Raw genomic sequence first — 21,318 nt, 5'->3', positions numbered from 1 at the left:
CAGGTTGGCGGGGCGCCTCGTGCAGGTCGTCGACGCCGGTCGCGGCGACGGCCAGCGCGGCGTTGGCGCCGCACTCCGCCGCATGCCATCACGGTGACTCCCGTGCCCGCCGCGGCCAGTTCCTTGATGAGTGGCGCACCGTCGAGTGCGGACCTGCGGCGGCGATGTCCCGGACGACGAGGTCCACTTCGTCGCGCGAGTAAAGGAGGTCGCCGGGTCGCGGCCGTACGAGCACGTGCACCTCCGCCAGCTGGACGGCGGCCTCGATGAGCGCGGCGCTCGGCGTGAGGCCGCCGTCGGACAAGCCGGCGCACAGCTCGACGCACCGGCCCAGGCGGCGATCCGGACGCCATCGACCGACGCGACACCGATCTCGACACGCATGCGGTGCGGTCCTTCGGATCGTTGTGCTCATCCACCTTGCGCCACCTGGTTCGCCGGAACGACGCGGTCCTGATCACCGCCGGCTGCCGGTCGGACGGTAGCTCCTCCGCCCAGCGCGGGATCGGACCAATCCGGGGCGCCGGCGTGGCCGTCTTGTTTGGACGCTCGGACACCTCGCGCGCGCTTTCTCTCGCCAGCACCAGTGGTCCGGCGAGCGAGCGCCGGCGGGGGTCGCACGCGGCCCCCGCCGACGCTCGGTCGACGTCTTGCGGGGTGTTACGCGTCTGTGCCGTTCGAGCGGTCGATCGAGGATCGCGCCGGCTGTGGGGTCCGCGCCACCGGCGCGGCCCAGGCCAGCGTCACGATGCTGTGGGCAGCCGCATCGGCCAGCTGGTGCAGCACGGTGGTGTTGACGTTGCCCAGGTTGTCACACGCCTGGTGGTAGCAGGGGTCATACTGCGCTCCGACGGTCCCACCGAAGATCGCGGCTTCTTCCGCCGTCTTCAATCCGTCGAATCCACTGTGTACGCCTCCGACCGGGACACCCGCGTCGAAGAACGGGCCATAATCCGATCGGAACTCGAAAGCGGTCTTCTTGACGGGCAGGCGCTGCGCGGCGAAATAGTTGGCAAAAGTCGTTTCGATCGTTGCGGATCCGGCTGGACCGGCGGCACCGCCGGTTTCCGATCCGTCACCGTCGTAGAGGAAACGAACGAAGTTAGCCGAGCCGAGCATATCGAAGTTGAGGTAGGCGGAAATACTCGCGAGCTGTGCGCTCGACAGGCTGTCGACGTAGTGTTGGGCGCCCAAGCTGCCAAACTCTTCGGCGCCCCAGAAGGCGAAGCGCATCTTCTGTCGCGTCGTGGTCTGCAGTTTCGCCGACTGTACGGCGATCTCCAGCAACGCAGCTACGCCGCTGCCGTTGTCGTTGACGCCCGGACCCTTGGCCACGGAGTCGAGATGGGCGCCCGCGATCACCACCTCGTTCGCATTGCCGCCCACCGTCTCGGCGAAGACATTCCTTGTCGTCGCGGGCCGGATCTCTGTGGTGGTGGCGACCCGCCCAACGGCGGTGCCGCCCTGGGCTGCCGCGTAGAGCTCGGCACCGCTGGCATAGCTGACGAGGGTCGCGGGAATGGCAGCCGGCTCGCTCAGAGTGCCGGGGATGGCATCCTGGCGTCCGGGCTGGCCCTCGTTGAAAATGATGACGGCGTCGTAACCCGCAGCCGCGGCGTTGATGACCTTGGTGCGGTAGTCACAGGTTCCCCGCTGAACCAGCGCGATCTGCCGCTGCGAAGGTGACGCCGGGATGAAGTCGGCGGCCTCGCAGCCCGAGCTCGAGGACGATGGCGTGGCACCCGGTGGGATCAGGATGTCGTTGGTCGGCACGATCGCACCAGTCACGTCACCCGTAGGGGAATAGTCCGCCGTGAAAGCGGCGTAGTTCCGCGGGGTCGGCGAAACCTGCGCCACCACCGCGGGGGTGACCTCTTTGTAGAAGGTGAACGTGAACTCTTGCTGCGTCACCCGCAGCCCGGCCGAGGTGAGCAGGTCGCTGACGTAGCTAGCGGACCGGTCGTACCCAGTGGTTCCCGATGCTCGACTGTTGCCGTTGGTCTCCGCGATGCGCTGGAATGCCCGCGTATGCCGCATGAGACCGTCGACGGTGACGGCATCACGCAACGCCTGACTGTCGTTCCTCGGCTCGGCGGCGGCCGGCGTCGGCGCGATCAGCGCGGCGCCTAGCAACGCCGTCAAGCTGATGGCTGTCTTGCGCAACAGGTCCTCCTTGACTGGAAAGTCGTTTCGGGAGCGACCCTACGTGGAAGGATATTCACGCCAATTTCACGCGGATTGGCGCGGCTTTCTATCGTGCAGGCAAAATAGGCGGCGGATCGGAGCTCACAGCGAGATACAAGGCAGTGCTTCGACACTGCTTCACCGCGCATGGAAAGCCGTTACTCCGGCCGACAGCGACCTCGGTCGTCGGGAATGCCCTGGGGGAGGAGTCCCGAGACGGTCGCCTCCAGCAGCGCCTCCGACGGCTGGCTGTAGGGCCAGGCCGCCGCAGTGGTCAGCGCGCCCAACGCCGCCGGGATCTCACCTTTGTGCTCGACGAGCGCGGCCCGCGCCACACCGACGTCGTCGTCAGCGGACTGCCCTGGACTGGTATCCGACAGCGGCGACAACGGGCGTCCTGGACGCCGTCACCGCCGTCCTGCAACCCGCCGACGCCGTCGCCACGTTCGCGTAGGTTCACACCCGCTGCTGGTCAGGTCAGCGCCTGGGGGCCGTCGGGCCAGCCGGGGCGCGGGAACGGGAACATGCTGGTACGCCTCCCCTCAAAGCCGGAAAAGAAAAGCCGAAAACGAAATTCGGTGAAACGCGCATGCCGATTGGCGCTACGCCGGAATGGGCGCGCGCGAGGGTCGGGAATGGGTGGGCGAAAATGCGGAAGCCGCCTGCCCCGGGAGTCGGGACAGGCGGCGTTTTAGCTGGTCAGCGACCAGCGGTAGGGTGTCCGCCTATCCGGAGCAACTCCCGGCACAGCAGTTGACCACTCGCGTCTGCGCCAAGCTTAAAGGCGGTCCGCAACATGGGTCGTCGTCCTGTCCTGGTCGGGTGAATTCCGGTTGCCTGGACAACGGTAGACCCGAGCAAAAGTGCGCGGCAATGAATTTAATCGCGACGCGCGCGGTCGAGGACCTCTTCTGTGGTGAGCGGGCTGGACGGGTGGTGGCTGAGGCACAGCGGCGCGCGCAGCTTCGCGAACGTGCCGCCGTCGACGGCCGCGTAGAAGTGGCCCGGGCGCAGCCGTGCCACGTCGGCGATGTCGCTGCCCTTGGCCCGCGCCATCTCCTTCGCCGCGGCGATCTGGGTCGGGCTGTTGAGCAGGCCGAACAGCTGCGTCGCCGCGTTGCCCGGGATCCGGTTGTGCAGGCCCTTCGGCGCCTGGGTGGCGAACACCAGGCCGAGCCCGTACTTGCGGGCCTGCGACGCCAGCGCCAGCGTGCTCTGCGTACACGCGGTCATCGCCCCTGACGGCGCCAGGGTCTGCGCCTCGTCCATCACGAGCAGCCCGCCGAGCGGACGGTCGGTCGCCGGGTTTCGTTTGATCCAGGCGAACAGGGCGAGCTGGAGCTGGTTGACGAAGCTCTGGCGCTGCGCGTCGTCGGGCAGGCCGACGAAGCTGATCACCGAGATCCGGGCCCGCCAGCCGTCGGCGGGGGTGAGCAGCTCGCCCGGGTCCAGCGGGGCGCCGTCGCCGCCGAACAGCGGGTCGCTGACGATCGTCGCGCGGAGCAGCTGGCCGATCTCGTTGGCGATCCGCGGCGCGTTGTCGAGCTCGCTGACCTGCGCCGGCAGGCCGGTCAGGTAGGCCGCGAAATCGCGGAGGTCGCCGTTGCGACCGGGACGGTCGATCGAGGCGTACGCGGTGAGCGCCTCCCGCAGCACGGCGTTGCCGATCCGGGCCTTGGTCGACGTGCCGTCGACGTTGACCCGCGGGGCGAGCGACGCCATCGCCGCGTCGATGCCGGACGCCAACGCGTCGGGGTCGTCGGCGATCGCCGCGAAGTCGGGCAGCGGCCGGAAGCTGAGCGGCCGCCCGGACGACCGCCGCGGGGTCCAGACGACGACATCGGTCTGCCGGTGGTACGCCGCCGCCCGCGCCGCGTCGATGTCGTCCCACTGCGCCGGGCGCTCGGGCCAGGGGTCACCGAGCCGCGCGAGGTCGTTGTTGGGGTCCAGCACGATCGCCGAAACACCCCGCAGCGCGCACTCCTCGACGAGGCGCCGGATCAGCACGGTCTTACCCGACCCGGACCCGGCGAAGATCGCCGCATGCCGCCGCAACGCCGCCAGGTCGATGCCCACCGGGCGTCCATTCTGGACAGACTGGCCGAGGGTGAGACGATCAGGACCATCCTGGCGTACGCCGACCGCCCGCGCCGTCGGCAACATCACCACCGGAGCCGGCACCGCCTCACCGGCGGCGGAGGTGCCCTCAGGCGTGGTGCTCGTGTGGGTCTCGCCCCTCCAGGCGGGCGTCGCGCTCGGCGCGGCGAAACGGTCCGACGCCGGAGCGGCGTCACCCGCGGGTCGCACGCCCGGCGCGGAATGCCGGTTCGCCCACGACACGCCTTCACCCGCCGACACCGGACCACGACCCGACGCCGCCACGTCCGCCGCGGACATCGCGCCCGCCGCCGCCCCGCGACCCGACGCCGGCGAGCCCTCCGTGGGCATCGAACCTGGCGCCGGCGCACGGCCCGACCCCCGCGCGTCCTCCGCAGACGTCGAACCCGGCGCCGCGACACGGCCCCACGCCGGCACACGCTCCGCGGGCATCGAACCCGCCGCCGGCCCACGGCCCGACCCCGGCGCACCCTCCGCAGACGCCGAACCCGGCGCCGCGACACGCCCCCACGCCGGCACACCCTCCGCAGGCATCGAACCCGCCGCCGACGCACGGCCCGACCCCGGCGCACCCTCCGCAGACGGCGGACCCGCCGCCGGGACACGGCCCCACCCCGGCGCACCCTCCGCAGACATCGAACCTGGCGCCCCGGCACGGCCCGCCGTGGGACGGGCCTCGGCGGCGGAAATGCCACCAGGCGTGACGCGGTCCGACGCCGCTGGGACCTCGGAGCCGCCGGCGTCGCCGCCCGGTGCCGAGGTCGGGGATGGCGCGGCAGCCGACGGCGGCACGGCGGCAGGCAAAGACCCCGCGCCCGCCAACGCCTCGCGCAGGAAGCTGATCTCGTCGGCCGGGCGCCGGGCCGCGAACCACGGTCGCAGCGTCTCGTACCCACGTTCCCGCAGCAGTTCCCGCAGCGCCATCAAGGCAGCCACGTCGGTCGGTGGGAACGCAAGCGTCCGCCCGCCCGCCCGGCTGAAGGTCTCGATCACCTCCGTCGTTCGCGCGCCGCCCGACCAGGGCTCGTTGCGCAGGAAGAACAGCTTGCGCTTCGCCACGCCCTCGGTCAGGCCCGCTGCCGTGCTCGCGTTGCGGATTCTGTTGAGCGCCGCCACCGGGTGCCGAGCGCTCACCGCCCGGAACGCCCAGTGGGCCTCGTCCTCCGTCTGCTCGTCGAGGCTGTGCCGCAGGCGTCCGTGCAGCGCCGGCTTGGTGCCCGGCTGCGGGTCCAGGCCGAACAGGCCGCCGTCGTGCCGGGCGCCGATCCAGGCCGTCAGGCCCGCCTCGAGCAGCGCCGGGACGACCGCGTCCTCCGTCGCCGCGTCGTACGCCGGGCCGGGGTCGGCGGCCGCCCGGAGCGCCGCGTACCGCGCGTCGAATCCCGCCAGTTCCCCGTCGGACGTCCGCTCGACGACGTCCGGGGCCGGCCCGGCGGACGGGCCGTGCACCAGGCGGTGCATCTCGCGGACCGATGAGTCGCGCAGGCACTCGCGTACGTGCGCGTCGATCGTCCGCAACAGCTCCCGCGGCGTGAACTGGACCGCCTCGGCGAACGCTGGTGGGCGCACGGGCCAGGTCGGGTACGGCGGCACGAAGCCCTGGTCGGCGAACGGCGCCGCGAACCGGCGGGCGATCAGCTCCCGGCCCAGCTCCGCGCTGCCGATCTGGCGTAGCTGCACCGCCTCGCGGAAACGGTCCTGCACGGTGTCCGTCGCCTGGGTCTTGACCAGTGCCCATGACTCGTCGAGGCAGGCGACGACCGACAGGGTGCGCCGGGTGGTCTCGCGCAGCGCCATCAGGCCGCCGGCGATCTGCTCCAGCAGCAGCGCGGCCCGCCACTCGAGCCTGGTCTCGCCGTCGAGCGACTTGGCCGCCTGGTTGATCAGCAGGTCGATCTGGTCGACGGCGATGACCGTCGGGCCGGTCAGCGCCAGCAGCCGGGAGACGTCGCGGACGATCTCCTGCGCGGACCGCCGCGCGCGGCGCATCCCCCAGAAGGCCCGCTGACCGGGCTCCAGCTCGTCGTTGGCGCACAGGAACTCGTGCCCGACGTCCTGGTCGGCCGTCTTCTCCGCGGCCTCCAGCACCAGCGCCCGCGCGGTGTCCTGGCAGTCGACGCCGACCTGGCGATTGTGTTTGCGCAGCAGGTCGACGAACGCGTCGAGGGCAGGCCGGGTCAGCTCCGCCTCGCCGGTCACCGCGCGGCGCACCGCCCGCGGTGCCCCGACCAGGTCGGCCAGCCGGCGCAGGAAGATCCGCAGCTGGCTCTCCCGCTCGTCGGTCTCCCGGTTGAGACCGTCGAGGATGGACAGTGCGGCGCCGCGCCAGAACGCGCTCGCCTCGAGCAGGCTGATCAGGAAGAAATAGCCGCCGGCGGCCTGTACGTGCTGGCGTACCGAGCCGAGCAGGTGGGTCTTGCCACTCCCCCGCTGACCGAGCACGGCGACGCCGACCGGGCTCGAGTCGGCGCTGCGGTCGGCGTCCTCGACCCCGTCGAGGATCGCCCGCAGCGCCTCCTTGTGCAGCTCCTCGACGTGGAACGCCGGCTGCCGCCAGACGTCGTCGGGGGTCGGCGCCCAGTTGAACCGGAGTGCCTTGAGTGCCAGCCGTTCCCGCTCGTCCATGGCGTCACATCCCGATGGCGATCAGGTGCCTGTCCTGGTTGCCGATGCGGACCGCGGCCTCCCGCTGCGCGGCCGTCAGCGTCTTCTGGTTGGACTCCGGGATGATCCGCACGTCGGGCTCGGCGCTCAGCCCGACCAGGGCGGCGTCGACGTCCGCCCGCTCCGCGCCGGCCAGTCGTGGGCGCAGCGCCGCGAGCGACACCAGCTCACCGGCGTGTGCGGCGATCTCCGCGTACGCCTTGCGGATGCTGACGTCGACGAGGGGTGCCGCCGGGGCGAAGAAGTCCGCCGCCGCCAGGTCGGAACGGTCGAGGAAGCCGCGGAGTCGATTCAACACCGTATAAAGTGCCGCGCCGCCCGCCCCGGCGCCGGCCGGTGGGTCCGCGCCGAGTTGCGCGATGGCCTGGGCCCAGCCGGCCTCGGTCAGCTCGAGGCTGATCCCGCGGCCGACCTTGCGCGCCGTGATCCAACCCCGGTCGACCAGCCGTTGCCGGTATTCGCGCTTGAGGTCGAGGCCGCGGCCGGCGATCCGCGCGTTGGGCACCTCGCCGGCCTCCGCCATGAGAACGACCAGCATGCAGCGCATGGCGAAGGTGACCTGCTTGTCGTCGGGCATGCCGAGGCTCCTCGAGCGGATTGGACGACGGGAGCCGATTCTGTCGAGCCGTCCCGCGTGGTGGCAAGGTCGGCGGCCGGTTTTCCGATATCCGACATCACTGTCGTGAGTGGATCTCCATCTGTCCTGCCCGAAAGCGCCGCCACGGGAACCGTTCGGACGAGCCGGTCGACGGTCGATATTGCCCGCGGGCCATGCCGGCAGGCACCATAGCCAGCAACCACCCCGAGGAGAGGACCCATGAGGTTCGCGCCGCCGAGCTTCCCGTGGGTCGTGGCGATCCACTCGTCGGCGGACAGCCCGACGCCGACGGGTGCCGGCGTGGTCGTCGCACCCGATCGGGTGCTCACCTGTGCCCCGGTCATCCGACCGGGCGGCCGCCCGCCCGAGGAGATCTGGGTCGCCTTCCCGGCCGCCGGCCACGCCCGCGGCCGCGTGCGCCAGGTCATCGCGGGCAGCGACCCCGACGTGGTCGTGCTCGCCCTCGACCGGCCGGCGCCGGTCGCCCCCGCCCGGCTGCGGCTGCCGCCGCTGGCGAACCTGGCCGGCCGTCCGTGGTGGTCGTTCGGCTTCCCCGACCACGACCCCGCCGGCCGCGCGACGCACGGCACGATCGGCGACCCGATCGACCGGGGCCACGTCCGCCTGACCAGCGACGACCCGACCCCCGCGGGAACCGCGAGCATCGGAAGCGGCACAGCTTACGGGGGTGCGCCCATCTGGTCGCCCGACTACCAGGCCGTGATCGGGCTGGTGGTGCCGGCGACCGGCCCCGCGGTCGGTGGCGACGGGCGGGCCGTGGGCCTGGCCGAGGCCCTGCCCGAGCTCAAGCTCGGCGCCCTGGCCGACTGGCGGCTCGACGCGGCCGGCGAGCCGGCCCGGACCGCCTGGGGCTGGGCCCGGGGCACGCACTTCCGCGGCCGCACCGCCGTCCTGCGGGTGGTGGGTGACTGGCTCGACCGGCCCGGGCCCGACGGTCGCCTCCTGGTGGTCACCGGCGCGCCCGGCATCGGCAAGTCCGGCGTGCTCGGCCGGATCGTGACCACCGCCGACGCCGCGGCGGCCCGGCTCGACCCCGGCGACACCGCCGCCCGCGGCAGCGTCGCCTGCGCCGTGCACGCCGGCGGCAAGGACGCCCTCGCGGTGGCCACCGAGATCGCGGTCGCCGCCTCGGCCGCGCTGCCCCACGCCCCCGGCGACCTGCTGCCCCACCTGCGCGACCGGCTCGCCACCCGCCCGGCCCGGTTCAACCTGGTCGTCGACGCGATCGACGAGGCGGTCCGGCCCCGCGAGCTGATCGAGACGGTGCTCGTGCCGCTGGCCCGGGAGGGCGACCTGCTCGGCGTGCGGGTCGTGGTCGGCACCCGGCGGGCCGACGACGAGGGTGACCTGCTGGCGGCCTTCGGCGCCGCGACGCCCGACGAGATCGGGCCAGGCGTCGATCTCGTCGACCTCGACTCCGCCGAGCACGTCAGCGGCTCCGACCTGGCCGCCCACGCCCTGGCGATGCTGCGGCTGGAGGGCGGCCCGCGCCCCGACAACCCGTACGCCGACCCGGAGCGGGCCGAACCCGTCGCCCGCCGGATCGCCACCCTCGCGGGCGGCAACTTCCTCGTCGCCGGCCTGGTCGCGGCCGCGCACGGGCGCAACGACGCCGAGGCCGTCGACCCGCACCGGTTGGCCTCGACGGCAACCGTGGCCGAGGCACTCGACGCGTACCTGGGCGGCGTCTCCCCCGCCGGCGCCACCTCCGCCCGCCTGGCGCTCACCGCCCTCGCCTTCGCCGAACCGCCCGGCCTGCCGTTGCCGTTGTGGCGGGTGGCCGTCGAGGCGCTCGGCGGCCGGGTGACCGACGACGACCTGGCGAACTTCGCCGCCGGCACCGGCTTCCTGGTCGACACCGGACCGCCGGGCGTGCACCGGCTGCGGCACCGGGCGCTCGGCGACGCGCTGCTCACCGCCCGGGCCGCGGTCAGGGCGCGGACCGACGACGAGCGCGGCCTGCTCTACGCCTGGATCCGGTACGGCCACGCGACCGGCTGGGCGAGCGCGCCCGACTACCTGCTGCGCGCGCTGCCCCGGCACGCCACCCGCGCGGAGCTGGTCGACACGCTGCTCAACGACGACGCGTACGTGCTCAACGCCGACCTCACCGGCCTGCTCGCCGCGGCCGACGCGGCCGAGACCGCCGAGGCGCTGGCCCGGGCCCGGCTGCTGCGCCGGACCCCGCAGGCCACCCACGCGGCTCCGGCCGAGCGGGCGGCGCTGTTCTCGGTCGTCGACCGGATCGACCGGCTCGGTGCCGGGCCGCAGACGGACGGTGCCGCGTACCGGGCCCGCTGGGCGCACACCCCGCCGCGCCTGGACGGCACCGTCCTCGAAGGACACTCCGACGCCGTGTACGACGTGTGCGCCGTCCCGATGGCCGGGCGCGACTTCCTCGCCTCGGCCGGCGCGGACGGCACCGTCCGGCTCTGGGACCCGCTGACCGGCCGGGTGGAGCGGGTGCTGACCGGCCACCCCGAGGGCGTACGCGGGTTGTGGGCGGTGCCAGCCGACGACGGCACGCTGCTCGCCACGGCCGGCCTCGACGGCACGATCGGCGTCTGGCACGCCGGCACCGGCGCGCGGCTGCGTACCCTGTCCGGTCATTCCGACTGGGTGCGCAACCTCTGCGCGGTCCCGGTGCCCGGCGGCCCGACGCTGCTGGCGTCGGCGAGCGACGACCGCACCGTCCGCCTCTGGAACCCCGCCGACGGCACGCTCGTGCACACCCTCACGGGGTTCGGCGGCTGGGTCACCGCGGTCACCCACCTGCCCGTCGGCCCGCACGGCCTGGTGGCCGCGACCGGGTTCGACGGCGTCATCGCGTTCTGGGACCCGGTGACCGGCGCCTGCACCAGCGCGGTCGTCGCGCACGACGGCTGGGCGACCACGCTCTGCGCCGTGCGCGCGGGCGGCGGGGTGGCGCTGGCCTCCGCCGGGTACGACGGCGTGGTCCGGCTCTGGAACCCCCTCAGCGGCGACCTGCTCGCCGCCATCGACCCGAAGGCCGGCCCCCTGACCGACCTGTGCACGGTCGAGGTCGACGGCACGGTGCTGCTCACCGCCACCGACGAGACCGGCGTGCTCCACCTCTGGGACGCCCGCGGCGGCGCGCCCCGGCCGAGCCTGCGCGGCGACGTGAGCTGGATCAGGGCGGTCTGCACGCTGCGGGTACGCGACCGCGACCTGCTGGCCACCGCCGGCGACGACGGCACCGTGCGGCTCTGGGACCCGGTCACCCGGCAGCCCGAGTCGGTGTTCGACGGTGGCCGGCCCGGTGCGGTCGCCGACCTGGCCGCGATCCCGTGGCGGGGCGGCACCGCGGTGGCCTCCACGGGCACCGACGGCGTCGTGCGGATCTGGGACCCGGCCAACGGTGCCCGGGCCGCCCAGCTCCCCGTCCGGGACGGCGCGGTGACGGCGCTGCGCGCGGTGCCCGACGCCGACGCGCCGCTGCTGGCCACCGGCGGCGACGACCATGTCGTGCGGCTCTGGGACCTGCGTGACGGCGCCGCCGGGCCGGAGCTGGCCGACCACCACGAGCGGGTCAACGCCGTGTGCGCGGTCGCGGCCGGCGGCCTGACCCTGGTCGCCACCGGCGCCGACGACGACACGGTGCGGCTGTGGAACCCGCGCGACGGCTCGGCGTACGGGGTGCTGCTCGGGCACCGCAGCTGGGTGACCGCGCTGACCACCGTGCGGCTCGGCGGGCGCGAGCTGCTCGCCTCCGGCGACAAGGACGGCACCGTCCGGCTCTGGGACCTCGACGGCGGCACGCGCTGGCAGCAGCTCGCGCACACCGACGCCGTCAACGCCCTCGGCACGGTCCGCGTCGACGATCGCGAACTGCTGGTCTCGGGCGGCGCCGACGGCACCGTGCGGCTCTGGCACCCCGAGGACGGCCGGCCGCACCACGTGCTGGGCGGCCACACGGGTCCGGTGACCGCGGTCTGCACGCTGCCGACCGGCGCCGGGGCCGAGCTGGTCGTCTCCGCCAGCCTGGACCGCACGGTGCGGTTGTGGGACCCGGCCACTGGCCACCGCGTACGCGCGATCCCGGTGCACCACCGCGCGCTGTCCTGCGCGTACGCCAACGGCACCCTGGTCGTCGGTCTTGATCGTGGTCTGCTGGGTCTGGCGCTCTAGAACCGGGTCGCCAGGAAGTCCTCGAAGGTGACGCCGCCGTCGGCGTGCTCCGGCGACAGGTGGGCGCCACCGCGGAAGGTGGAGAAGACCCGGCCGGGCAGGTTGAGGCCGACGACCCGGCGACGCCGACGGGCCGCCTCGAGATAGGCCTGGGCCAGCGAGCGGGCCGACCGCACCTCCGGCCCACCGATGTCCGGCACTCGCTCCCGGGGGCCCGCCGCGACGTGCGCGACGAGCCGGTCGGCGACGTCGCGCACGTCGACCGGCTGGAAGTCGAAGCCGGGCGCGAAGACCAGCGGCAGCCGGCGCTGGGAGTGGAAGAAGCGCATCACGAGGCTGTGGAACTGGGTGGCGCGCTGGATCGTGTACGGCAGCCCGGAGGTGGTGATCAACCGCTCGCACTCGGTCTTGGCCGCGTAGTAGGCGAGCGGGATCCGGTCCACCCCCACGATCGAGGTGAAGATCAGGTGAGGGGTACGCGGGAGGACCGCCGCGATCAGGCGGGAGCAGGCCTCAACGTCGCCGCGCGGCGCGGTGGCCAGGTGGACGATCGTGTCGGCCCCGGCGACCGCCTCCGGGATGCCCTCACCGGTACGCAGGTCGCCGCGGACCGATTGACCAGGGCGTACGCGCCGGCTGAGCACGCGCACCTCGTGCCCCGCCTCCCGCAGCTTGTCGCACACCACCCGACCGAGATTCCCGGTGCCCCCGGTGACCAGAACATCCCCCATGAGGTGATTTTCCCCCTTGACCAGCCCCGGCGGCACCACATGGTGAGGACCACCACCGGCTGACAGCCGACGCGTCGGCCGTGTGGTCCCGGCCATGGGATGGTCGGCCGGGCACCGACCCCGGTCGCCGTGTGGGTCGGCCGGGTCTACCCATGTCGATGCGGGCGGGTCGCCGGAAGACTGGCGCGATGTCGTTCCCTCCCCCATCGCCCGCGCCGAACTGGTTCGCGCGGCTCACCCCGATGCGCCGGGTCGGCGTGCTGTTCGGGGCGTTCCTGCTGCTCTGCTGCGGCGGCGCGGCCGGGTTCGTCGCGCTGCTGCCGGGTGCCGACGACCCGGCCGAGGACCGGCGGGCGGCCCTGGTCGCGCCGACCTTCGACCCGGCGGCCGAAGGGGCAGCCGCCGCTTCGGCCCCGGCGTCCGCCATCCCGACCGCCGAGCCGACCGTGGCCGTGCCGCCGCCGGCGACCGCCCGACCCACCACCGCCGCCCCGAAGCCCGTCAACTACGCCAACTGCGCCGCCGTCCGGGCCGCCGGCAAGGCGCCGCTGCGCCGGGGCCAGCCCGGTTACCGCGCCGGCCTCGACGCCGACCGCGACGGCGTCGCCTGCGAGAGCGCGACCCGGGCCAACGGCGGCGACGCACCCAACCCGCCGCCGAAGCCCAAGCCGAGCACCAGCCGGCCGGAGCCGGGCACCGACCCGCGGTTCAGCTCGTGCGCGAAGGCCATCGCGGCCGGCTACGGCCCGTACCGGCGGGGCGAGACCGAGTACGCCTGGTATCGGGATGCCGACAACGACGGGGTGGTCTGCGAATAGGGTCGAAGAAGACGAATCGGACCGCCCGGAGGGAGCCTGGCCATGGAGCTCACGTTGACCACGTTCCTGTCGGTCGACGGGGTCATGCAGGGTCCGGGCGGTCCGACGGAGGACATCACGGGCGGCTTCGCCCGGGGCGGGTGGATGGTCCCGTACATCGACCAGGATCTGAACGTCTTCATGCACGAGGTGCTGGACCGGGCGGAGGCGTTGCTGCTCGGCCGGCGGACGTACGAGATCTGGGCCTCGTACTGGCCCCGGATGGCCCATCCCCTGGCCGGGCGGTTCAACGGGCTGCACAAGTACGTGGCCACCCGGACGCTGGCGGAGACCGACTGGGAACCGGCGACGCTGCTGCTCGACGACATCTCCGAGGCGGTGGCGAAGCTCAAGGAACGCCCGGGCGGCGAGCTGCAGGTGCACGGCAGCGGCGAGCTGGCCCGGCACCTGATGTCGTACGACCTGTTCGACGCGTACCGGCTGCTGACCATGCCTGTCGTGGTGGGCGACGGCGCCCGGCTCTTCGACGTGATGGGGCTGCCGACCGGGCTGGAGCTGGTGCACCATCGCGGCACCCCGACCGGCATGGTGATCAACGTCTACCGGCCGACGGGCCGCGCCAGCTACGGGACGCTCGACCTCAGGGAGTGAGCCAGGGCTTGCAGCGCGGTGCCGAGCGGTGCGTCGACCTTGATCGTCGCGTACGCGTCGCCCCGGGTCGGTCCCTGGTTGACGATCGCGACCGGGATGCCGAGCTTGGCCGCGCGCAGCACGAACCGGCGCCCGGACATCACCGTCAACGAGGACCCGAGCACCAGCAGCAGCCGGGCGGCGCCGACCGCGGCGAAGCACCGGTCGACCCGCTCGGGCGGCACGCTCTCGCCGAAGAAGACCACATCGGGCTTGAGCACCCCGGACCGGCAGCGGGCGCAGTCGACCGGGCGGAACACGGCGACCGCGGCGTCGTCCAGGTCGGCGTCGCCGTCGGGGTTGACCGCGGCGGCGAGCGCGGCGAACGTCGGGTTGGCCGCCCGCAGGCGCTGGTCGAGGTCGCCGCGCGGGGTGGTCTGGCCGCAGCCGAGGCAGACGACCCGGTCGATGTTGCCGTGCAACTCGACCACGTCGCGGGCGCCCGCGGCCTGGTGCAGGCCGTCGACGTTCTGGGTGAGGACGGCGTCGACCAGGCCGGCCCGCTGCAGCGCGGCCACGGCCTGGTGGCCGGCGTTGGGTGCCGCCCGGCCGATCACCTGCCAGCCGACATGGCTGCGGGCCCAGTACCGCCGCCGGGCGGCGGCATCCCGGGTGAAGGTCTGGTAAGTCATCGGCGCGTACGTCCGCGCCGCCCCTGTCGGGCCGCGGTAGTCGGGAATGCCGGATTCGGTGGACAGGCCGGCGCCGCTCAACACGGCGACACCGCCCTCGGCCACCAGGTCGCGGAGCGCGGACAACGGGTCAGGCACGCGTCAATGGTGCCTGAGTCGCGGGGGGTGCACCGACCTTCGGATGCGTAGTAACATTGCTACACGCCAGAGGAGGTGATCGCGGTGACCGTCACGACACTGTCGAGCCGTGAGTTCAACCAGGACACGGGGCGAGCGAAGAACGCGGCCCGCAGCGGCCCGGTCTTCATCACCGACCGTGGTCGACCGGCGCATGTGCTGCTGACCTTCGAGGACTACCAGCGGCTGACCGGCGGTCAGGACAGCATCATCGACCTCCTCGGCCAGGCCCCCGACGAGGCCGAGATCGAGTTCGAGACCACGCCACTCCGCGATCTCGCCCGGCCCGCGGACCTGACCTGATGTTCCTGCTCGACACCAACGTCGTGTCCGAACTTCGGAAAGCGAAAGCCGGCCGGGCCGACAAGAACGTCGTCGCGTGGGCCGCCGGCGCCGCCGCGAGCACCATGTTCGTTTCGGCGATCACGATCCAGGAGCTGGAGATCGGGGTCCTGCTGGCCGAACGGCGGGACGCGGCGCAGGGTGCGATCCTGCGCCGTTGGCTCGAGGCGCAGGTGCTGACCGCGTTCGCCGAGCGGATCCTCCCGGTCGACACCGCCGTCGCCCGGCGCGGCGCCGTCCTGCACGTTCCCGACCCACGACCCGTCCGCGACGCGCTCATCGCCGCGACGGCACTCGTGCACGCCATGCCGGTCGCCACCCGTAACGTGGCCGACTTCGCCCCCACGGGCGTCGAGATCGTCAACCCGTGGGAGGCCGCCGACGCGGTCTGACGCGCAGTCGAATCTCGCCGGACTTGCGGCAATCGTCCGGATACGGTGGGCAGATGGCGGATGCGATCATCGCCGAGCGGCTGGGCAAGACCTACGGCTCCGTGAACGCCGTGGTCGACCTCGACCTCGTCGTGCCCGAGGGCACCGTGCTCGGGCTGCTCGGCCCGAACGGCGCCGGCAAGACCACGACCGTGCGCATGCTGACCACGCTGATCACGCCGACGTCCGGCCGGTGCGAGGTCGGCGGCATCGACGTGTGCGCGCACCCCGACCAGGTGCGCCGGATCATCGGCGTCTCCGGGCAGTACGCGGCCGTCGACGACTACCTGACCGGCTACGAGAACCTGGAGATGGTCGGCCGGCTCTACCACCTGGGCAAGCGGCGCGCCCGGAAGCGGGCGTTCGAGCTGCTGGAGCAGTTCGAGCTCACCGACGCCGCGGACCGGCCCGCGAAGACGTACTCCGGCGGCATGCGGCGGCGGCTCGACCTCGCGGGGGCGCTGGTCGTACACCCTCCGGTGATCTTCCTGGACGAGCCGACCACGGGGCTCGACCCGCGCAGCCGCCTCGGCATGTGGGGCGTGATCAGCGATCTCGTCAAGGCCGGGTCGACGCTGCTGCTCACCACCCAGTACCTCGAGGAGGCCGACCGGCTCTGCGACGAGATCGTCGTGATCGACCACGGCCGGGCCATCGCCCAGGGCACCGCGACGGAGCTGAAGTCGCAGATGGGCGGCGAGAAGCTGGCCGTCGCCGTCGGTGACCACGAGGAGCTGGCCACGGCGGCCGACGTGCTGCGCTCGGTCGGCGTCGACGAACCCGAGGTCGACGACCAGGCCCGCGAGGTCACCGTGCACATCGATCGCGGGACGGCCGCGTTGGTCGAGGCCGTGCGCAAGCTGGACGGCGCCGACATCACCCCGACCAACCTGGAGATCCGCAAGCCGACGTTGGACGACGTGTTCCTCACGCTCACCGGCCAGCCCGCGCAGGAGGAGACAGAGACGGGGGGTACGGCGTGAGCATGGTGCTCGAGGCCGCCAGCGACGGCTGGGTCGTCACCAAGCGCAACCTGCTGAAGATCAAGCGGGTCCCGGACCTGGTGATCTTCTCGACGATCCAGCCGATCATGTTCGTGCTGCTGTTCGCGTACGTGTTCGGCGGCGCGATCGCCACGCCGGGCATCAACTACCGCGAGTTCCTGATCCCCGGCATCTTCGTGCAGACGGTCGCGTTCGGCGCCGGCATCACCGCCATCGGGCTCGCCGACGACCTGCAGAAGGGCATCGTCGACCGGTTCCGCTCGCTGCCGATGTCGCGCGGGGCGGTGCTGTTCGGGCGTACGTCGTCCGACCTGATCAACAACGTCTTCACCGTGATCGTCATGTCGATCACGGGCGTGATCGTCGGTTGGCGGATCAACGAGGGCTTCCTGCGCGGCGTGGCGGGGTTCGCGATCCTGTTCCTGTTCGCGTACGCGATGAGTTGGATCTCGGCGGTGATCGGGCTGTCGGTCAAGTCGGTCGAGGTCGCGCAGAGCGCGGGCTTCATCTGGATGTTCCCGCTGACGTTCCTGTCGAACGCGTTCGTGCCGACGTCGTCGCTGCCGTCGGTGCTGAGACCGGTGGCCGAGTGGAACCCGATCTCGTCGGTGGTGCTGGCGCTGCGTGAGCTGTGGGGCAACGCGCCGGCCGGGGCGGCCAACGGCACGGGATTCCCGGCGCAGCACCCGATCTGGCTGTCGATCGGCTGGTGCCTGCTGATCCTGGCGATCTTCGTGCCGATGTCGATCGCCCGCTACCGCCGGGCCGCGAGCCGGTGACCACCCTTCCGTGGCGCGGTCACCGGCTCCTTTCCGGCTAGGCGGCTTCGGCCTGGTCGTCGGGCAGGCTCGGACCGCGGGCCGGGATCGACTCGGCCCGCTCCGGGTCGATCCGCCACAGGCTGCCGTCGGCGGCGCCCTGCACGGTCGCGATCATCGAGACGAACGCGCTGCGGATCTGGAACTCGACCTGGTCCGCGGGCAGGTTCGACAGTTCGACCAGCAGTGACGCGCTGCCGAGGATCCCGTACGCGTTCCGGGCGATGCCCTCGTAGCTCATGCCCGGGTAGCGGCTGACGTTCGCGCGGGCGAGGTGCGTCATCGCGTCGTAGTTGCGGACCGCGACCCGGCGCCCCGCGTCGACCGCCGCGGGCGCGGCCAGCGGGCTGGTCGGCCAGAGCATCGAGGCGGTCGTCTCACGCCCGTCGGGCTGCAGGTAGCGGCCCTGCATGTGGTAGTCGACGACGATCTTCGGGTGGTGCCTGTGCCACCAGCGCAGGATCGCCCGCGACTCCGGCACGGGGTTGTCGGCGATCGGCGTCAGGGGGTTGTGGAACCGGTTGATGTCGTAGCCGACGCCGGGCTCCGTCCAGTCGCCGGACGCGCTCGGGTCGTGGTTGTAGCGCTGGTCGCGGACCGCGCCGTCCGGGTTGGCCTGGACGACGACGTCGAGCGTGACGCGGCCGCGCAGCCAGCGGTGCCAGGCCGAGTTCGGCACGCCGAGCGCCCAGAGCGCGCGGACGGCGGCGGGGGTGCCGAGCGGCTCGTCGCCGTGCTGCTGGGTGACGAACAGGAGCCGGGTCGGCCCGTGCCCGACGGTCGCGACCCGCAGCGGGCGACCCTCGTTGCTGCGCCCGGCCACGCCGAGCCGGACCCGGCCGTCGCTCTCGCGGGCCACCCGGGCGAGCGCCCGGCCGACCTCCTCGGGGCTGGGGTGGGCGGAGATCAACCGTTCCGGCGCACTGACCGGAGCGGGCGTGGGTGGGGCGGCGGTGGCGCCGGCGGGTGGTGCCAGCAGCACGGCGGCCAGGGCGGTGGCCGCCACGTTGGCAAGCCTCGATCTCACCAGATCCTCCTCATCGAGGTCGCTGGATGGACCAGCTCACGATAAGGGGATCGGACGGATGGCGCAGATCGAGCGTTACCGGTACCAGCGGACGATCTCGCGCGCCTTGTCGCGGGCGTCGGCCCGGATCCGCCGCGCGAGGGCGTCGCGCGCCCGCCGGTCCGGCGCGGCGAGCAGGGCCTGCCCGTTGCGCCAGGCGGCCTCGCGCCAGGCGAAGATGTCGACGTCGGCGGTGGGCGGGACGACCTCGCCGAACAGGCCCGGGCAGAGGTCGCGCTGGATCTCGGGATAGACGACGGGCCGCGTACGGAAGACCAGGACGTCGTCGACATGCTTGTGATCCGCGTACGTGTAGCGGGGTCCCATGTCCTCGATCATGAACGCGAGGTCGTTGTTGATGTGCGCGCTGATGCCGAGATAGATCAGTTGCGTGCAGTTGAGCCGCTCGGGCATCGCGCGGAACGCGATCCGCCAGGCGGGATCGACCTCCCGCATGCGATGCCGCCGCCAGTCGGCGTAGGCGTCGAGGTAGTAGTCGGCGAAGGTCGGAATGACCTCGCGATCCCAGAATTCGGGTGCGGAGAACTCCCCCTCGAGATTGGCGTCCCGCATGCCCTCGGTGGTCCGCAGGTAGAGCAGGGCGAAGGGTTTGTTCTGGGCTTCGAGCCCCGGGTCCTGATAGTGAGCGGTCATCTGCGCGATGGTGTGCGCGGTGCCGTGATCGGCCCAAGCAGGCGCGACCCCGACCCCCACGCCCAGCACGGCGCCGAGAACAACTGCAACGACCCGACGCACCACGACGCCCCCTCCCGACAACCGACAACCAGATGCTCGCATCGACCACCCTCTACATCAGACAGGAGGCCGACACAGGGCTGGCATAAATGTGTCGCGGCGTCGCGCACCTGTGGAGCAAGGTTCCGGTGTGGTGGTGTTGTTGGAGACCGAGCGGCTCGTGTTGCGGGACTTCGTCGACGGGGATCTCGACGATCTGTTCGCCCTGCACGATGATCCCGAGGTCATGCGGTTCATCAACGGTGGCAAGCGCGCCAGCCTCGAAGAGATCCGGGAGCGGACCCTGCCCGAGATGCGGCGGGGCTGGCCCGCCTACGGTGGCCGGCCCGCGTGCTGGGTCGCCGCAGAGCGTCACGGTGGGCGGTTCGTCGGGTGGTTCGCCTTGCGGCCCGTCGATCCCGGGCGGCCCGATACCGTCGATCTCGGCTACCGGCTGCGGCGCGACGCATGGGGGCGCGGTTACGCCACCGAAGGTGGGCGGGCGCTCGTGGACAAAGGATTCCAGGACCTGGGCGTACGCCGCGTCGTGGCTGACACCATGGCCGTCAACACCGGGTCGCGGCGGGTGCTGGAGAAGATCGGGCTGACGTTCGAGCGGGCGTTCTTCACCGACTGGCCCGACGTCATCGACGGGTCCGACCAGGGGGACGTGGCCTACGCGCTCAGCCGCGACGCCTGGGATGCGGGCCGGGTCCGGCGGGGTTAGGGTCCCGCCATGGACCGTCCGTACCTGCGTCCCAACGGGATGGTGCTCGGTGCTCCCGACCCGGGCCAGCTCGCCGACTTCTACCAGCGCCTGCTCGGCTGGCCGCGCAACTCCGACGAGCCCGGGTGGGTCACCCTCAAGGCCCCCGGCGGCGGCATCGGCCTGTCGTTCCAGCTCGAGACCGAGCACGTGCCGCCCGTGTGGCCGGCGCAGGCCGGTGACCAGCAGATGCAGGTCCACCTCGACGTCGAGGTCCGCGATCTCGTCGCCGCGGTCGCCTGGGCGGAGGAGCAGGGTGCCAAGGTCGCCGAGTTCCAGCCGCAGGACGACGTCAAGGTCATGATCGACCCGGTCGGGCACCCGTTCTGTCTCTGGGTCAGCGAGAACAGCTAGGCGAGCTCGGCCCAGACCACCTTGCCGGGGTGGCCGGTGCGGGTCAGGGTGCCCCAGGCGCAGGCGACCGCCGCGACGATCGAGAGGCCCCGGCCGCCGATCCGCTCCGGGTCCGGTGCGCGCGGGGTCGGCTGCTCGCGGCTCCCGTCGGCCACCTCGATCCGCAGGCCGGCGGCGCACCGGCGGACCACGAGCACCCCACCCGTCCCGGCGTGCCGCACCGCGTTCTGGATGAGCTCGGTGGTCACCAGCAGGGCGTCGTCGGCCAGGTGCGCCAGCTTCCAGCGATCCAGGGCCTCCAGCACCGCCCGCCGGGCGGCGGCCGCGGCGGGGGCCCGCTCGAATCGCAAGCGCAGGGCGTCCACGACGACCTTTGTACCCAGCACCTGACCCGGCCATGCCAGACTCGGTGTGATGGCCGAGATCGTCGCCCTGCTGGCCTCACCCGTACACCGGTTCGAAGGCCGGCCCGCCGACGGCCCCGCGCCCGCGCCGCCCGGTGAGCTGGTCGACGAGATCACGATCCGGGCCGGTCTCGGCATCGTCGGCGATCGCTACTTCAACCACCCCGCGCACCGGGACGCGGCCGTCACCGTGATCGCCCGCGAGTACCTCCCGCCCGGGACCGGGCTCGTCGAGGTGCGGCGCAACGTCCTCGTGGCCGGCATCGAGGTGGACGACCTGGTCGGCCGGGTGCTGAGCCTGGACTCCGGCAGCGGCCCGGTGCGGCTCGCCGTCAAGCGGCGGGCCAACCCCTGCGCCTGGCTCGACCACACGATCGCGCCCGGCGCGTGGCGCGCGCTGCGCGGCCACGGCGGCGTGCGGTGCAGCCCGCTGGACGACGGGACGCTGCGGGTCGGACCGGTCCAGGTAATGATCGAATAAACCATATATCCTGAGAAAAGAGTTCAGGTTGGGGTGATTCGGTGTCGGTCGGGTCCGGCGGTCCGCCGGTGATCCTCACGCCGGACCAGCGTCTCCGGGTCTTCGTCAGCTCCACGCTCGAGGAGCTCGCCCCGG

The 21,318-nt window shown here is 72.7% G+C and carries 19 protein-coding genes; 10 read left to right on the top strand and 9 right to left on the bottom strand.

The annotated features are described in order from the left end of the window. Positions 1-88: 88 nt before the first annotated feature. The 4 genes from Asi02nite_RS42845 to Asi02nite_RS32500 all read right to left on the bottom strand — a co-directional run bounded on the left by Asi02nite_RS42845 (position 89) and on the right by Asi02nite_RS32500 (position 7,543). A complete protein-coding gene (locus tag Asi02nite_RS42845) occupies positions 89-415 on the bottom strand; it encodes a copper homeostasis protein CutC (protein ID WP_373312366.1) in 327 nt (108 codons plus the stop codon). Positions 416-660: 245 nt separating this feature from the next. Then, positions 661-2,163, bottom strand: a complete 1,503-nt coding sequence (locus Asi02nite_RS32510; RefSeq protein WP_203717841.1) for a M20/M25/M40 family metallo-hydrolase — start codon at positions 2,161-2,163, stop codon at positions 661-663. A 900-nt stretch (positions 2,164-3,063) separates the two neighbouring features. Beyond that, positions 3,064-6,927 carry a helicase HerA domain-containing protein gene (locus Asi02nite_RS41970; protein WP_239127333.1) on the bottom strand — a complete coding sequence of 1,288 codons (3,864 nt, stop codon included), beginning with the start codon at positions 6,925-6,927 and terminating at the stop codon, positions 3,064-3,066. A gap of 4 nt (positions 6,928-6,931) precedes the next feature. Then, positions 6,932-7,543, bottom strand: coding sequence for a hypothetical protein (locus Asi02nite_RS32500; protein ID WP_203717840.1), 612 nt, complete (start codon positions 7,541-7,543; stop codon positions 6,932-6,934). Between the two features lie 240 nt (positions 7,544-7,783). On the opposite strand from Asi02nite_RS32500, the gene Asi02nite_RS32495 reads away from it, so the two are divergent. Further along, positions 7,784-11,734 carry a trypsin-like peptidase domain-containing protein gene (locus Asi02nite_RS32495; protein ID WP_203717839.1) on the top strand — a complete coding sequence of 1,317 codons (3,951 nt, stop codon included), beginning with the start codon at positions 7,784-7,786 and terminating at the stop codon, positions 11,732-11,734. Here Asi02nite_RS32495 and Asi02nite_RS32490 read toward each other — a convergent pair. Beyond that, positions 11,731-12,465 (bottom strand): SDR family oxidoreductase, encoded by a 735-nt coding sequence (locus tag Asi02nite_RS32490; protein WP_239127332.1) that lies wholly within the window; start codon positions 12,463-12,465, stop codon positions 11,731-11,733. The genes Asi02nite_RS32495 and Asi02nite_RS32490 overlap by 4 nt on opposite strands. Positions 12,466-12,653: 188 nt before the next feature. Between Asi02nite_RS32490 and Asi02nite_RS32485 the strand changes: the two genes are divergently transcribed. After that, positions 12,654-13,283: an excalibur calcium-binding domain-containing protein gene (locus Asi02nite_RS32485; protein ID WP_239127331.1), complete on the top strand. Its 630-nt coding sequence runs from the start codon at positions 12,654-12,656 to the stop codon at positions 13,281-13,283. A gap of 42 nt (positions 13,284-13,325) precedes the next feature. Further along, complete coding sequence (locus Asi02nite_RS32480) at positions 13,326-13,934, top strand: dihydrofolate reductase family protein (RefSeq protein ID WP_203717836.1); 609 nt, start codon at positions 13,326-13,328, stop codon at positions 13,932-13,934. Here the strand turns inward: Asi02nite_RS32480 and Asi02nite_RS32475 are convergent. Continuing rightward, entirely contained in the window at positions 13,907-14,743 is an 837-nt protein-coding gene (locus Asi02nite_RS32475) for an NAD-dependent protein deacetylase (RefSeq protein ID WP_203717835.1), read from the bottom strand. The genes Asi02nite_RS32480 and Asi02nite_RS32475 overlap by 28 nt on opposite strands. Positions 14,744-14,827: 84 nt before the next feature. Here Asi02nite_RS32475 and Asi02nite_RS32470 point away from each other — a divergent pair, with 84 nt between their 5' ends. The 4 genes from Asi02nite_RS32470 to Asi02nite_RS32455 are packed head-to-tail and all read left to right on the top strand — an operon-like array spanning position 14,828 to position 17,338. Then, positions 14,828-15,085: a type II toxin-antitoxin system Phd/YefM family antitoxin gene (locus Asi02nite_RS32470; protein WP_203717834.1), complete on the top strand. Its 258-nt coding sequence runs from the start codon at positions 14,828-14,830 to the stop codon at positions 15,083-15,085. Continuing rightward, positions 15,085-15,516, top strand: coding sequence for a type II toxin-antitoxin system VapC family toxin (locus Asi02nite_RS32465; RefSeq protein ID WP_203717833.1), 432 nt, complete (start codon positions 15,085-15,087; stop codon positions 15,514-15,516). Before Asi02nite_RS32470 ends, Asi02nite_RS32465 begins: the two co-directional genes overlap by 1 nt. Before the next feature lie 53 nt (positions 15,517-15,569). Then, positions 15,570-16,538, top strand: a complete 969-nt coding sequence (locus Asi02nite_RS32460; RefSeq protein ID WP_203717832.1) for an ATP-binding cassette domain-containing protein — start codon at positions 15,570-15,572, stop codon at positions 16,536-16,538. A gap of 2 nt (positions 16,539-16,540) precedes the next feature. Then, positions 16,541-17,338 carry an ABC transporter permease gene (locus Asi02nite_RS32455; protein WP_203717831.1) on the top strand — a complete coding sequence of 266 codons (798 nt, stop codon included), beginning with the start codon at positions 16,541-16,543 and terminating at the stop codon, positions 17,336-17,338. 37 nt (positions 17,339-17,375) lie between these two features. Here Asi02nite_RS32455 and Asi02nite_RS32450 read toward each other — a convergent pair whose 3' ends face one another. Next, positions 17,376-18,404: a M14 family zinc carboxypeptidase gene (locus Asi02nite_RS32450; RefSeq protein ID WP_203717830.1), complete on the bottom strand. Its 1,029-nt coding sequence runs from the start codon at positions 18,402-18,404 to the stop codon at positions 17,376-17,378. Positions 18,405-18,479: 75 nt separating this feature from the next. Beyond that, positions 18,480-19,097: a DUF5995 family protein gene (locus Asi02nite_RS32445; protein WP_203717829.1), complete on the bottom strand. Its 618-nt coding sequence runs from the start codon at positions 19,095-19,097 to the stop codon at positions 18,480-18,482. A gap of 232 nt (positions 19,098-19,329) precedes the next feature. Between Asi02nite_RS32445 and Asi02nite_RS32440 the strand changes: the two genes are divergently transcribed. After that, complete coding sequence (locus Asi02nite_RS32440) at positions 19,330-19,905, top strand: GNAT family N-acetyltransferase (RefSeq protein WP_203717828.1); 576 nt, start codon at positions 19,330-19,332, stop codon at positions 19,903-19,905. 9 nt (positions 19,906-19,914) lie between these two features. Beyond that, positions 19,915-20,298 carry a VOC family protein gene (locus Asi02nite_RS32435; RefSeq protein WP_203717827.1) on the top strand — a complete coding sequence of 128 codons (384 nt, stop codon included), beginning with the start codon at positions 19,915-19,917 and terminating at the stop codon, positions 20,296-20,298. Here Asi02nite_RS32435 and Asi02nite_RS32430 read toward each other — a convergent pair. Further along, positions 20,295-20,663 carry an ATP-binding protein gene (locus Asi02nite_RS32430; RefSeq protein ID WP_203717826.1) on the bottom strand — a complete coding sequence of 123 codons (369 nt, stop codon included), beginning with the start codon at positions 20,661-20,663 and terminating at the stop codon, positions 20,295-20,297. The two genes, Asi02nite_RS32435 and Asi02nite_RS32430, sit on opposite strands and share 4 nt — an antisense overlap. 49 nt (positions 20,664-20,712) lie before the next feature. Between Asi02nite_RS32430 and Asi02nite_RS32425 the strand changes: the two genes are divergently transcribed. Next, a complete protein-coding gene (locus Asi02nite_RS32425; RefSeq protein ID WP_203717825.1) occupies positions 20,713-21,183 on the top strand; it encodes a molybdenum cofactor biosysynthesis protein in 471 nt (156 codons plus the stop codon). Positions 21,184-21,318: the final 135 nt, after the last annotated feature.

Origin of the sequence: Asanoa siamensis, assembly GCF_016862555.1 — a bacterium.
GTDB lineage: Bacteria > Actinomycetota > Actinomycetes > Mycobacteriales > Micromonosporaceae > Asanoa > Asanoa siamensis.
The sequence above is the reverse complement of the archived record's forward strand: the minus strand, read 5'-3'. Positions and strand labels throughout refer to the sequence as shown.